The organism is Mongoliitalea lutea, assembly GCF_014652135.1.
GTDB lineage: Bacteria > Bacteroidota > Bacteroidia > Cytophagales > Cyclobacteriaceae > Mongoliitalea > Mongoliitalea lutea.
In genome coordinates this window covers 101373-114987 of record NZ_BMYF01000008.1, presented here as the reverse complement: position 1 = coordinate 114987, position 13615 = coordinate 101373, and the positions used below count along the sequence as shown (strand labels likewise).

Genomic DNA, 13615 nt, shown 5'->3' with positions numbered 1-13615 from the left:
TCAATAAAAAATGTGAAATGTATACTAGTGCCCATATTTTAAAAGCAATCGGTGAATCTTATTTCGAGATTGAGAATAATGCCAGTCTAAAAAAGTCTATCAATACCATCCTCCAAAAGCTTGGGCAGGCCACAGGAGTGGATAGAGTATATGTTTTCAAAAATCATTTAAATGAGCAAGGAGAGCCTTGCATGACTTATACATTTGAATGGTCTAAAGAAGGGGTAGAATCACAGTTGGATTTTGAATACCTGCATTTGTTGCCTTGGAAAATGTTTGAGGAAATCGAACATGATATGAAAACCAATCGTGTGGTCAATGCTTTGGTGAAAGATACCAACAATGGAGATTTTTATGAGGCCATGAAAGCTCAAGGTATTTTAGCATATCTATTTGTACCCATCTTTGCAGGGGCTTATTTTTGGGGATACATGGGCTTTGATAATTGCTCTGCTGAAGTGCTGTTTACCGAAGAACAGGTTTTTTCTCTACACGCGTTGGCTTCTACAATTGGAACCAAAATCTTAAATAGAAAACAGCAGAAAAAAATTTTAAAGAGTAGAAAGTCTTACTATGATTTAATCAGCAATATCAATGATGTGGTGTTTCTAATTGATTCCAATGGGAATGTTTCTTTTGTTAATAAACGATGGGAGATTTTATCAGGATATGCTGTTGAAGAAACTATCGGTGTTTGTGCCTACAAATTCTATGACCCCATATTTTTACCTTCAATTGATGGAAAGCGACTGCAAATAAAGCAGGGGCTGATTGAGGAGGGGACATTAGAGTTGAAATTGATCAGAAAAGACAATCAAAGTATTTGGGTTCGTGCTTTTGCAAAGGTCTTGAGAGGTAAAAATGGGGTTATAAAAGGTTACACTGGTACCTTGGTCGATATTCATAATGAAAAAGAAATGTTGGATGCTTTACTTGAAAGCCAGGAAGCCCAACAACGACTGAATGAATTATTGCAGGCTGTAAATGAAGCCCATCTGAGTTTTTTTGTGGAGGATGATTTTCAAAGTCCCTTAGAGGTTTTTTTGGATAAGATTTTACAAATTACAGGGAGTAAGTTTGGTTTCATCGGAGAGATCTTATACGATGAAAATGGGCAACCTTTCCTTCGGTCTCATACCTTGTCTAATTTGGCTTGGGACGAGGCTTCTGCAGAGTTTTTCAGAAATAATTATCGGGCAGGAATTGATTTTCGTAACTTAGATACGCTATTTGGCTATACCTTAAAAACAGGTGAGGTAGTCATTTCCAATAATGTGAATGCTGACCCTAGAGCAGGACATACCACCCCCAAAGGGCATCCTCCCCTAGAACGTTATATCGGAATCCCTGTCAAAAAGGCCGGTAAGTTTATCGGCATGATGGGATTTGCTAATAAGCCTACTGACTATACCCAAGAGGATATTGATTACTTAGAGCCATTGATTTCGGGTTATGCCAACTTGATCAGTGCCATTCGTATCAATCGCGCTAGGAAAAATGCTGAATCTTTGAGGCAAAAAGCAGACGAACAGTATAAGTTAGTTTCTGAAAACACACGCGATATCATTGCACTGCACGATTTAGATATGCGATTTTTATATGTTTCTCCTTCCATCGAGAAAGTCTTGGGAGTAAAGCCAGAGGTATTGATAGGCAAAAGGCCCTCAGAGGTTTTTCAGGTGAAGGAACAGGCTTTGAGTGGCTCAGGTAGTTCAGAAAAATTTGTGATGCCACACCAAAACATGCTCACTGGAGAGTTCGTTTCTCTTGAGATTTTAATGACTCCGCTTAAAGATAGTAATGGAAATGTTTATAGCTTTTTAGCTACATCAAGAGATGTTACTCAGCGGGAGAAAATGCTGGAAGAGTTGAAAGAAATGCTCGTACGAGAACAGGAATTGAACCAGTTAAAGACTCGATTTATTTCTATGGCATCGCATGAGTTTAGAACGCCCCTAGCAACGATTTTGAGTAGTACAGATATTTTATCGTTGATTACATCACAACAAAGTCTTCCAACTGTTACCACAGAAAAGTGGGATATTCATTTAAGCAGGATTAATCAGCAAGTGGAGCGATTGACCAAGGTGATATCGGATTTATTGTTAATTGGTAAAAGTACTCAGGAAAAAATAGTTATTACCATGCAGCAAGTGGAAATCGTTTCATTTGTTAGGAATCTTGTCGATAACTATCCTTTGCCAGAAGGTAGAAAGTTACGTTTTTACAGCAAACTCAAAGAGTTGGAACTGTCCACAGACCCCATATGGTTATCACATATAGTAACTAACCTAGTTGACAATGCGTTTAAATATTCTGAGGGAAAACAAGATCCTGAAATAACCTTATTGACAGATGAAAAATCTGCATATGTCGAAATTAGAGACTTTGGGATTGGGATTCCTGAATCAGAACAGAAATATATATTCGACTCATTTTTCAGAGCAAAAAATGCCACTACTATTAAAGGTACTGGATTGGGACTGAATATAGTCAAGGAGTTTGCCAATAGATTAGGTATTGAACTTTCATTTGAAAGTCATGAAAATATAGGGACAATATTCAAACTTGAACTACCAATGAAAAATGACATATAGAATATTACTAGCTGAAGATGAAGCTGAGTTAAGGGAAAATGTTGCGGAAATTTTGGAGCTCTCTGGTTATCATGTTGTTTCTGTTAAAAATGGTCTTGAGGCCTTGGCTGTCTTGGAATCGGATGTATTTGATGTGGTGATTTCTGATATCATGATGCCTGAGATAGATGGGTTTGAACTTTTGAAAGCATTTAGAAAAAAGGAATACTTATTAGAAACCCCATTTATTTTTTTGACAGCAAAAATGGATCAGGCTGATCAACGCAAGGGAATGGAGTCTGGGGCTGAGGATTACTTGGTGAAGCCTGTAAAAGCTAGAGATCTGATTGCTGCAATTGATATCGCATTAAAAAAACGGGAAACGCGCAATCGTTTAAAGTTTGCGGAGCTGAAGCAACTCTTTGGAAAACAGCGGAAAGTTTTTTTTCACGAAATGAATACGCCCCTTGCAGGCGTAATAGCATCATTGGAACTGTTAAAGGCATATGGGTCAACCATAGCCCCCGAAGATTTCGATTTGTTTATCAATCAGGCATTGGATGCATCCAAGCGCTTGGATGCTAGTCTCAAGATGTTGAAAAAATACCAGACTCTTGATTTTATTCAAATAACCCCTATCAATATTGCATCCATAGGTGATTTTTTAAAAGATCATATTTCTAAAAAAATCGATTATCAAGGCGTTTGCGTAGAGATTAAACATGATTTCTCCATTAGTTTTACAGAAGAACATTTTAAAGAAATAGTGGATCAGCTACTTAAAAATGCGTCAAGCTTTGTTTCAGATGAAAAACCCGTCAGTATTATCATAGACTTTCCTACGCTTACGATTATCAATAATCAAAATCTTTTTTCTTCATCTCAAGAAATCAAAGCAGAACCTTTTCAGCAATTTAAAAGAGATGTGTTTGAGCAGCAGGGTTTTGGACTAGGTATGTTCATCGCGCAGGAATTGGCAGAAAAAAATGATGCAGTGCTGAAATTTAAGATTAATAAAAATCTTGAATTTGAAGCAATCCTTTCATTTGGGTCTACATTGATAGGGTAAGCTCTTCTATTCTTTCAATTAATTCATGTACATAGACAGGTTTATTTAGTACATAGCTGAAAGGATTAGGATCGCCTCCATTTTCTTCCAAATAAGTTCCTCCAGTAATTGCCAGGATAGGTATATTTTTGAATTTGCTTTCTTTCAGTTCAAGTGCAAGTTCTACTCCATCCATGATGGGCATCATGATATCACTTACAATGACTTTAATTGAAGTACTTTCTTCAAGAACCTCCAATGCATGTTTACCATTGTTTGCAGTTATGGTTGAGTAGCCGTTATTTTCTAATTGTGTAGCAATTAATAAGCGAATCAATGGGTCGTCTTCTACTAATAGTATTTTCATTAATGTAGATTATTTCTTTTAAGTGTTGCTAAAAAGAAAGTTGTTAATAAGTGTTGTAAATTTAGTTTAATATAAAAATATAAATTATGCTCGATAGTATAGTTCTAATCAATCTATCAGATTTGATGGTTCTTTTGATTTGGTTGTTAATAAATAAATGTAATCTAATAGAAATTAAATTGTAATTGTCAATTTATTGAATGTTTAAATCCATCCTTCGCCATATATGTTTTCTTCATTTTCGACCGACTGAGTATTTTTTTTCCAATGGGTATTTAAAGAGAGCTTTGCTATATTTTTTTCTCCTACTTTACGCTTGTTGCGGACCCCTTCATAATCAAGACCTGGTAAATTTTTATTTATTTGAATAGTTCCTTCAATAATTGCCTCATTGTCTATTGATAAGTTTCTAGTTGTTAAGTTGCCTTTAAGTTTTGCGGTTTTAGCTAAAGTAATTCCCTGATGTGCGAAAATCTCTCCATTGCAACTGCCCAATAATTCTACAGAATCAGCATGAACGGGGCCATGTACTTCGGCATCTTTATCAATCACTACTTTACCCCCGCAGAGAATTGAACCATCAATTTTTCCTTCAATCCTTAAATCTCCTTTAGTTACTATATCACCAACTAGTCTTAGGGTTTTAGAGAAAATTGTTACAAATACTTCTTTACTTGTGCTCATGATTTAAACTATTAACACTCGACTTTAAATGTGCAAATTATTGTTGATGAGTTACCTATGTCTAGTCCCATTGCACGACCTTTATCTCCACCATTGGACATTAAACTATTAAAGCAATAGCCTTTAGCTGCAAGGTAAACAGCATCTTCTGGGATCTTCACCTCAACAATACCTTCAAATTCTTTTTGAAAACATTCATTTAGTTCAGGATACATTGCTCCACCGCCTGCGAGGTACATAATGTTTGATTTTGCAAAATCATTATCATCAAATGCCTTTCTAAGTGCAGGGGAAACAATATCTTCGTAGTACTGTCTTAAAACTTTTCCTTTAATTTCGGTCAGATCTACTCTTTTTCGATTTAAAAAGATAAATGAATTTCTAAATGCGGTATCAAGCTGGTGCTCATTTTTTAAATCTAAATAGTATGTTTTGGATAGCTCTGCCTCCAATAGCTTAATGGCGTATCTCAACCCAAAAGTAGAAACTGATGACCGTTGAACCAATCCGCCCTCAGTAGACAAAATTGCTTCAAAGGTACCGTAACCAAGACTGATTACGAAAAAATTTCCTTTTGCAGTGCCCTGCTTTCGTAAAGCTAAAGCACAACTTACTGCTTCTGGCATTACGAATGCACTGTCTACTTCTGCCACGATTTTTTTCTTTCCTCCGTTAGAAAATGTTGCAGTATCAAATTCTAAGATATGGGCTCCAACGAGCATTTCTCTTGCCTGGTCCTTATAAAGTTGAAAAGTTGAAAAAGGAAATCCTGTTGTAAGAGTAATTGGATTTCCTATTTTATGAAAACTTAACAATAATCCTGTTTTTAATAAGATTTTGTAATCTAGTTCTTCTGGGGAGCTATTTATATTTTTATGGGGTGAAATTCCTTCTGATAGTGCTAAATTTCCCACAACATAGTCTGTGTCATTATGGACTATCTTAACTCCGTTAATTAAGTCTTTAGATACAAATCGAAGATTTTTGTTATTGCTTTCATATACACTGGGAATTTGCTCTATCTCTAGGATGTTTTCGCTATTGAATGTCATTGGTATAGTATTTTTAATTTTTTAAATTCAATTATTTCAACTAATTTCTATGTAGTTGCGAATTCCAAAAGTAACAATCGAAAATGAGATCAAAAACCAGACGATTTTTTATGTAAATGATATGTGCTTATAGTGTAATGAATTGGATTTGAATGATTTTGATTAAAAGGAATTAAGTTTTTTAATGGAATCGGTTTTCAAAATTCAGTTTGCTTTTAGATTTTTCGCATGTTATTTTTCTGTATCAATATGTAATTTCTTTAACAATTCATTTATTTATAATCCTAAGGAGATTATTTTTGAAAAAAACTATAAACCCGAATAGCATGGCTTATTATTATAGACTTGGGAATATACCTCCCAAAAGACATACCCAATTCAGGCAGCCGGACGGTTCTTTGTACAAAGAAGAATTGGTCAGCTCCAAAGGTTTTTCAGGAATCTACTCCAATTTATACCATATCCATAATCCGAATAATGTACTTAAAATCGGTCAACCAACGCCCTATTCCTGGGAACCGGCCAAAGATCATGGATTGAAGCAGACACATTTGAAGACAGCAGGCGTAGCAACTACCGGTAAGGATTACCTCAGCGCCCGCAAGATGTTGATGATGAACAATGATTGCATGATGGGGATCTGTACTCCCGAACAGCGGAAAATGGATTTCTATTTTAAAAATGCAGATGGAGATGAACTGATCTATGTCCACGATGGAGAAGGGGTGATGTACTCCCAATTTGGAAAGTTGGAAGTAAGGCAGGGAGATTATATTGTCATTCCTCGCACGACTATATATAGATTTGAATTTAAGGAAGAAGGACCACTTCGATTGTTGATTATCGAATCTCACGGACCAATTGAGACTGTCAAAAGGTACAGGAATGAGGTAGGTCAGTTATTGGAACACTCCCCTTATTGTGAGCGTGATATCCGTCCTCCGGGAGCTTTGGTCACTGAGGCAGAAAAAGGAGAGTATCTCGTCCAAATCAAAAAAGGAGGCATGTTACATCCCTATACTTATGGACATAGTCCGCTGGATATTGTAGGTTGGGATGGTTTCTTGTATCCTTACGCACTTTCCATACATGACTTCGAACCGATTACAGGAAGAATTCATCAGCCACCACCGGTGCATCAGACTTTCCAAGCTTGGGGATTTGTCATTTGCTCATTCGTTCCTCGTTTGTTTGATTATCATCCATTGGCGATACCTGCACCCTATAATCATAGCAATATAGATTCAGATGAAGTCTTGTATTATGCCGAAGGGGAGTTTATGAGCAGAAAAGGCATCGATCGAGGAAGCTTTACCATACACATGGGTGGATTGCCTCATGGCCCTCATCCAGGTACAGTAGAAAAATCCATCGGTGCTAAAGAGACCCATGAATTGGCCGTCATGTTGGATACTTTTAGGCCTTTGTTTGTAACCACACAGGGTTTAGAATTTGTAGATCCTGCATACCCAATGAGTTGGTCGGAATAGGAAAGATTCAAACAAGAAAAAGGATTGATGTGAAATCAGTCCTTTTTTTATACCTTTGCAGCCCTAAAATCAGTATTCACCAGCGGTTCAATTACCCGCTTTATCAAAAATTTATATGCAAGCATTTCAAGAAGCTGTACAAGCCGGGACAGCACTTCCGCTCATGGAAGCTTTTTATACCATCCAAGGAGAAGGAACCCATTCAGGAGTTCCAGCGTACTTTATCCGATTAGGCGGCTGTGATGTAGGATGTGTGTGGTGCGATGTCAAAGAATCTTGGGAAGGGGCTAAATGGCCTGTGGTTTCGGTAGACGAAATTGTATCGGAAGCATCCAAATATCCAGGTAGGGTGGCTGTTATCACAGGGGGAGAGCCTTTGATGTATGAATTAGGCCCCTTGACGGTAGCCTTGAAAGCTGCTGGGTTTAAAACCCATATCGAAACTTCCGGCGCTCATCCCTTTTCGGGGGATTTTGATTGGGTATGTTTTTCTCCTAAGAAATTCAAAGCTCCTCATCCATCCATTTACGAGCAAGCAGACGAATTAAAAGTTGTGATTTACCATAGTTCCGATTTTCAATTTGCAGAGAAGTATGCCGCTTTGGTTTCAAAAAAGTGTCAAAAGTTATTGCAACCTGAATGGAGTAAGCAAAATATTCACTTGAAAAGCATTATTGAGTACGTAAAATCGAATCCAGTTTGGAATATTTCCCTACAAACTCATAAATTTATGGACATCCCTTGATGCCCATGAATCGTTTAGTCTTTCTTGTCTTTATTTTCCTACAAGCTTTTGCAGTTCAATCCCAGACTTATTCTATCATTGATAGCCGGGCTATTAAGATGCATCAAGAAGGTGACGAATTGGCGAAAAGGCGGATGTATGATCAGGCTATTGAAAAGTATAAAGCGTCAATTCAGCGAGAAGGTGGATTTTTGGAAAGTTATATTAAGTGGAGTAGAATCCTATTTACCCAAAAAAAGCTAGATGAAGCCCTAGAGGTTGTCAACCGTGGAGAGGCTAGGGCGGGGAAGGCTAGCGAACAAATTCAGGCCGACATCGGTTGGCTCAAAATGTACATTTTTTTGGCTCAAGGAGCATTTGAACAAGCCGTTACTAGCTTTGATACAGTTGATAAGTATTTAACTCCATCGTTCAGAAGTTCAAGAGAATACATCGATCAACGTGCACGTATTGCATATGTTCGATTGGTTTTGGAAAACCCTCTTGATATCACTAAAGAGCGACTTCCTGAACCTTTGAATCAGTTTGCTATGCAATATTTTCCGGTACTGACAGCTGATAGTAAAAAAATTCTCTTTACTAAAAGAGATGGCATCAAAGACTTTCAGAAAGAGGATATTTTTGTATCCTACCTTTTAGATGATGGCGAAAATTGGACTAAACCTGCGGGTATTAGTGAAATAATTAATACACCTTATAACGAAGGGACTTGTACAATTTCTGCTGACGGTAACATTTTGATTTACACTTCATGCGATGCCCCGGATTCATTTGGGAGTTGCGATTTGTATATTGCCTATCGGGTCAATGGAAAATGGCAGCGCCCTGGTAATATGGGCAAACATGTGAATTCCCGATTTTGGGATTCCCAACCTTCTCTTTCTGCTGATGGACGCATGTTGTTTTTTTCTTCTAATAGAAGGGGAGGTTATGGGGGTAATGATATTTGGTATACTGTTCGAAAAGCTGATGGTTCTTGGTCTGAAGCAAAAAATTTAGGAGGAATCATAAATACACCAAAGGATGAGGTGTCACCATTTATGTATTTTAATAATGAGGTGTTATTTTTCGCTTCAAATGGACATTTGGGGCTTGGTGGATTGGATATTTTTTTATCCCGTGTAATTGATGGGGAGTTTACAGAGCCCGAAAACATTGGTTATCCTATCAATGATCATAGGGATCAGTTTTCATTGTTTATTACAGCCCAACGGGATTATGCTTACTACACAGAAAGTACTTTTCAGGGGCAGGAAATAGAACGATCTTTGTTATATCGTTTCAAATTTCCTGAATCTGTAGCATTGGGCGATAAGTTAATTGTTACACAAGGAAAAGTTGTCAATAGTAAAACGGGAAAAGCAATTGACGCAAGACTTTCATTAGTTAGTCTGAGTAATGATAGTACCCTATATGAATTTAGGGCTGATGGTGCTTCTGGGGAGTTTATGATGTTGTATCCTGACAAAGATTTTTCAGGCCTATATGTAGAAAAAGAGGGGTACCTTCCAAAGATTTTTAATGTTGATAAAGATGGCTTGAAAAACAAAGATAATCTCGAAATCTCCTTGATTCCTATTGCAACAGGAGAGGAGTTTGTTTTTGAAAATATTTTCTTTGACTTTGATAAGCATGAGCTCAAGCCGGAATCCATGTCTTCGTTGAAGCGTTTGTATGAATTTTTGATTACCAACCCGAACGCTAATATTTATATCAACGGGCATACTGATAATGTTGGATCTACTGCTTATAATGAAGGGTTGAGCTTACGCAGAGCTGAGGCTGTTAAAGATTACTTGTTAGGGAAAGGCATTAAGGAAGGAAGAGCCATTCCTTTAGGTAAGGGAGACAGAGAACCCATCAAACCAAACGATACAGCAGAAAACCGTGCATTTAACAGGAGAATTACGATTTCCATTCAGTAAAATCCAATTAATGGTTATAATTTCAACGATGGTTTTTAAAAAAAACCATTAAAAATTGCCATTGAAGGCCAGTGGTTGGTGCATTGGGATTTTCAATTAATTTTTGCATTTAATAGTTTCTGAAGGCTATTCCGGTGTTTTCAAAATTTTGGCAATGATCAAAGAAACTATTAGGGAATTAATTTTTTGTTTGGAATTTGTTGAATTGCCATTTTTTTGTTTGGTTTGGGTGTAAGGTTTCAAAATTTGAATAATCATAAAAAATATTTATATGATTTCATCTTATATATTCTTCTGATTTAGGTTTATTATTTAAAAATTCGTTTTTTTACCTAGTTGAAGGTGTTTTTCCGTAAAATATTTGTTTATAAATTGTTTTTTAGCGTATAAAAGTTGAAAAATTACCCTTAATTAGAATTAAAATTTTGTTTAAACCTTTTAGATAGTTTTTTCGTGGCCTAAAATTTGGTTTCCCATATCTTCTGTTTTCTACTTTTATAGGTTTATTTTTCCAAATAAAATTTTAGTGTTAAGCTATTGTTAAAGTATGAATAAAATTTATACTAATTGAATTTTAACAAGCTTTAACTTAGAATTGCCTGATTGATAAAACTCAAAAAAATAACATGAAGAGGATTTTACTAGTAACCGCATTTTTGACATTGCTATCATCGGCGGTGTTTGCGCAAAGTAGAACTGTCTCTGGTCAGGTGACTTCTAGAGAAGAGCCTGAGGGAATTCCAGGGGTGAATGTTCTTGTGAAAGGTACTACCAATGGTACCGTGACAGATTTTAATGGTAACTACACTTTATCTATCCCAAGTGGTGATAATGTAGTTTTAGTATTTTCCTTTGTAGGTTTTCTACAAAAGGAAGTGCGTGTAGGAAATAATAGCGTATTGGATGTGCTGTTGGAGCAAGACCTTAAAACCCTTAATGAAGTTGTGGTGGTAGGTTATGGTACACAGGAGCGCAGGGATATTACGGGTTCTGTGACCTCTATTAGCAACAAATCAATTGAGAACTTGGTGACTCCTTCTTTTGAGTCACAGCTAGCAGGTCGTGCTCCGGGTGTTCAGATTACGACGCCTAACGGGACACTAGGTGCTGCTCCGATTATCCGAGTAAGGGGTGTAAACTCCATCACGGGAAGTGCAAGCCCATTGATCGTAATCGACGGAGTACCTGTGGTGGATGCAGACAGATCTGCAGTAAATGCGTCCAACCCATTGGCAAATATTAATCCTGCAGATATTGAGTCATTCGAGGTACTAAAAGATGGTTCTGCCACTGCAATTTTCGGTTCTAGGGCTGCGAATGGCGTTATTTTGATTACCACCAAGAGAGGTTCCTCTGGTAAGGCAGTTGTGAATTATAATACCTCTGTAGGCTTTAATGAAGCACAAAATCGCTTCAATCTTTTAAATGGAGATGATTTTGTGACAATTGCTAATGAAAGAAGAGCAAATGCGAATCAGGCACCATTGGCAAATCCAAGTGACATAAATACAGATTGGCAGGATTTAATTTTGAGAAGAGGCTTCACTCAGCAGCATAACCTTTCCATTTCTGGGGGTTCCGATGCTACGAAGTATTTCTTTTCTATGGGTTTCACAGAACAAGAGTCTGCCTTAGAATTGAATGACTTGAGAAGATACTCCTTCAGAGCCAATGTAGATCATAGTGTGTCTAAATCGGTAAGAATAGGAACATCTTTGAATTACTCATTTACCGAAATAAATGGTTTGAATCAGGGTGCCAACTCACTTTCCGGTATTATGTTAAATGCAACGCGTGCGCTACCAAATGTTTCACCATTTGATCCTGCAAATTCTAGATTCGATGGATTTAATGTTACAGCAGATGGTAGAACAACTGGTTTTGGTACCAATTTGGCTGGTCCTGATAATAATTTGCCAAATATTGGATTTGTGTTAGATAACAATGTTTTCAGAAACCGAATTCATAGGATTTTGGGTAATACGTATGCAGAAGTTGACTTAGCTAAAGGATTAACAGCTAGATCGATGGTAGGTGTGGATTTGACTTTGGCTGAGGACTTCCAGTCTTTAGATCCAAGACATGGTGATGGACAGAGTGTAAATGGATCTGTATTTATGGCTTTTAACCCAGCTACCCGTTGGAATTGGCAAAATACCTTAAACTATCAAACTATTATCGCTGATAATCACACTTTGAATGTAACTGTAGGTGCAGAATTCCAGTATGATCAATTTTATAACTTCTCAGCGTCTGGGAATGATATTTCTGATGACTTCTTTAGAAGAGATAACTTGATTTCTGGCTCCTACAATAATCAGTTTTCAGGAGGGGGATTTGCCGATAGAGGGTTTGACTCTTACTTCAGTAGAATCAATTATGGTTACAAAGGTAAGTATTTGGCTTCCTTTACCATTAGAAATGACGGGATCTCAGATTTGGCCAGAGAGAATCAAAGAGGTACATTCTTTGGAGGTTCTTTGGGATGGAGAATTTCCGATGAGTCGTTTTTTAATTCAGGTTTGATTTCTGATTTCAAGATCAGAGGTTCCTATGCAGAGGTAGGTAATACGGAGATCGGTACTTTTGCTGCATTTGGAGGATTCAGCCCGGTATTGGGAGGTGCAGGTGCAGGCTTGGGATACAATAGAATTGCCAACAGAGGACTTCTTTGGGAGACTTCCAAGAAGTTGAACATCGGTTTAGATATGACGATAGGCAAGGTGACTATTGCTGCTGATGTCTTTAGAAATAACATTGATGGTTTGATTTTGAGTGCTCCGACTATTCCATCTTTAGGTGTACCTGGCAACTCAATCAATCAAAATGTGGGTTCCATGTTTAACGAGGGTATAGAATTCAGGATGTTTACCAACGTCATCGATAGAGGTAAGTTTTCTTGGAATACTGATTTCAACTTGACCTTAATCCGAAATGAGGTGACCAACCTAGTGCAGCCAATTGTTTCGACCTACAACCGAACAGAAGTAGGAGGGCCTATTGCTCAATTATATGGATTTAGATGGGCAGGTGTAAATCCAGCTAATGGTAACCCAATGTATTTTAGAGGGGATGACATTGTTCAATTTAATTTGCAACAAGGAAATTTAGGTTGGAGAGCATTTGATCCTGCTAATCCTGCTAATATTTCCACAGCTGCAGGTCTTCCAACACAGGAGTTTTTGGGTAATACATTGCCTATATGGCAAGGAGGATGGATCAACAACTTTACCTACGGTAATTGGGATGCTGAACTATTCTTTAGATTTTCAGGTGGTAATTTTATCATGAATGAGACCCTAAGAGGTCAATTAGGTCAAGGATTTTCTAATAATAATGCCATTGTCATGAACAGATGGACAGAGTCTGGTCAGCAAACAGATATCCCAAGACAGTATTCAGGACAGGATGCCAACATGTGGTTAACTGCGGCTTCTAACTCCAGATTTGTGGAAAGAGGAGATTTCTTACGAGTTCAGAACATAGTGATTGGATATACTGTGCCAGCAGCAACGTTACAAAGTGCATTTAAAGGAGCCATCTCCAGTGCGAGATTCTTCGCTCAAGCGCAAAATCCATTCCTTTTCACTGGATATTCTGGTTTAGATCCTGAGGCAAATCAGTTTGCAGGTCAATTGCAATTTGGTGTAGACTGGAATGTGACCCCGATCTTCAGAACGTATTCGATTGGTGTAAATGTAGGGTTTTAATGCTCTGTAAAACTTGAA

At 37.4% G+C, this 13615-nt stretch carries 9 protein-coding genes; 6 read left to right on the top strand and 3 right to left on the bottom strand.

Annotated elements, in window-relative coordinates; all coding sequences use genetic code 11:
* Positions 1-17: 17 nt before the first annotated feature.
* Positions 18-2597 carry a sensor histidine kinase gene (locus IE080_RS08095; protein WP_189580441.1) on the top strand — a complete coding sequence of 860 codons (2580 nt, stop codon included), beginning with the start codon at positions 18-20 and terminating at the stop codon, positions 2595-2597.
* Positions 2587-3645, top strand: a complete 1059-nt coding sequence (locus tag IE080_RS08090) for an ATP-binding response regulator (RefSeq protein WP_189580438.1) — start codon at positions 2587-2589, stop codon at positions 3643-3645. The genes IE080_RS08095 and IE080_RS08090 overlap by 11 nt, the downstream gene beginning before the upstream one ends.
* On the opposite strand, the gene IE080_RS08085 is transcribed toward IE080_RS08090, so the two are convergent.
* From IE080_RS08085 to IE080_RS08075, 3 genes are all read right to left on the bottom strand, one after another.
* Positions 3629-3991 carry a response regulator gene (locus IE080_RS08085; RefSeq protein ID WP_189580435.1) on the bottom strand — a complete coding sequence of 121 codons (363 nt, stop codon included), beginning with the start codon at positions 3989-3991 and terminating at the stop codon, positions 3629-3631. The two genes, IE080_RS08090 and IE080_RS08085, sit on opposite strands and share 17 nt — an antisense overlap.
* 204 nt (positions 3992-4195) lie before the next feature.
* A complete protein-coding gene (locus tag IE080_RS08080; protein WP_189580432.1) occupies positions 4196-4675 on the bottom strand; it encodes a bactofilin family protein in 480 nt (159 codons plus the stop codon).
* Between the two features lie 11 nt (positions 4676-4686).
* Complete coding sequence (locus IE080_RS08075; protein ID WP_189580429.1) at positions 4687-5727, bottom strand: ParM/StbA family protein; 1041 nt, start codon at positions 5725-5727, stop codon at positions 4687-4689.
* Positions 5728-6053: 326 nt separating this feature from the next.
* Between IE080_RS08075 and IE080_RS08070 the strand changes: the two genes are divergently transcribed.
* The 4 genes from IE080_RS08070 to IE080_RS08055 all read left to right on the top strand — a co-directional run bounded on the left by IE080_RS08070 (position 6054) and on the right by IE080_RS08055 (position 13597).
* Positions 6054-7217, top strand: coding sequence for a homogentisate 1,2-dioxygenase (locus tag IE080_RS08070; RefSeq protein ID WP_189580426.1), 1164 nt, complete (start codon positions 6054-6056; stop codon positions 7215-7217).
* A gap of 115 nt (positions 7218-7332) precedes the next feature.
* A complete protein-coding gene (locus tag IE080_RS08065) occupies positions 7333-7962 on the top strand; it encodes a 7-carboxy-7-deazaguanine synthase QueE (protein WP_189580423.1) in 630 nt (209 codons plus the stop codon).
* 5 nt (positions 7963-7967) lie between these two features.
* Positions 7968-9887, top strand: coding sequence for an OmpA family protein (locus tag IE080_RS08060; protein ID WP_189580420.1), 1920 nt, complete (start codon positions 7968-7970; stop codon positions 9885-9887).
* A gap of 626 nt (positions 9888-10513) precedes the next feature.
* Positions 10514-13597 (top strand): SusC/RagA family TonB-linked outer membrane protein, encoded by a 3084-nt coding sequence (locus IE080_RS08055; protein WP_189580418.1) that lies wholly within the window; start codon positions 10514-10516, stop codon positions 13595-13597.
* Positions 13598-13615 lie beyond the last annotated feature (18 nt).

Bases quoted from the DNA above. Each gene is read 5' to 3' on its own strand.
- IE080_RS08095 (WP_189580441.1), top strand. From the start codon at position 18: ATGTATACTAGTGCCCATATTTTAAAAGCAATCGGTGAATCTTATTTC.
- IE080_RS08090 (WP_189580438.1), top strand. From the start codon at position 2,587: ATGACATATAGAATATTACTAGCTGAAGATGAAGCTGAGTTAAGGGAA.
- IE080_RS08085 (WP_189580435.1), bottom strand. From the start codon at position 3,991: ATGAAAATACTATTAGTAGAAGACGACCCATTGATTCGCTTATTAATT.
- IE080_RS08080 (WP_189580432.1), bottom strand. From the start codon at position 4,675: ATGAGCACAAGTAAAGAAGTATTTGTAACAATTTTCTCTAAAACCCTA.
- IE080_RS08075 (WP_189580429.1), bottom strand. From the start codon at position 5,727: ATGACATTCAATAGCGAAAACATCCTAGAGATAGAGCAAATTCCCAGT.
- IE080_RS08070 (WP_189580426.1), top strand. From the start codon at position 6,054: ATGGCTTATTATTATAGACTTGGGAATATACCTCCCAAAAGACATACC.
- IE080_RS08065 (WP_189580423.1), top strand. From the start codon at position 7,333: ATGCAAGCATTTCAAGAAGCTGTACAAGCCGGGACAGCACTTCCGCTC.
- IE080_RS08060 (WP_189580420.1), top strand. From the start codon at position 7,968: ATGAATCGTTTAGTCTTTCTTGTCTTTATTTTCCTACAAGCTTTTGCA.
- IE080_RS08055 (WP_189580418.1), top strand. From the start codon at position 10,514: ATGAAGAGGATTTTACTAGTAACCGCATTTTTGACATTGCTATCATCG.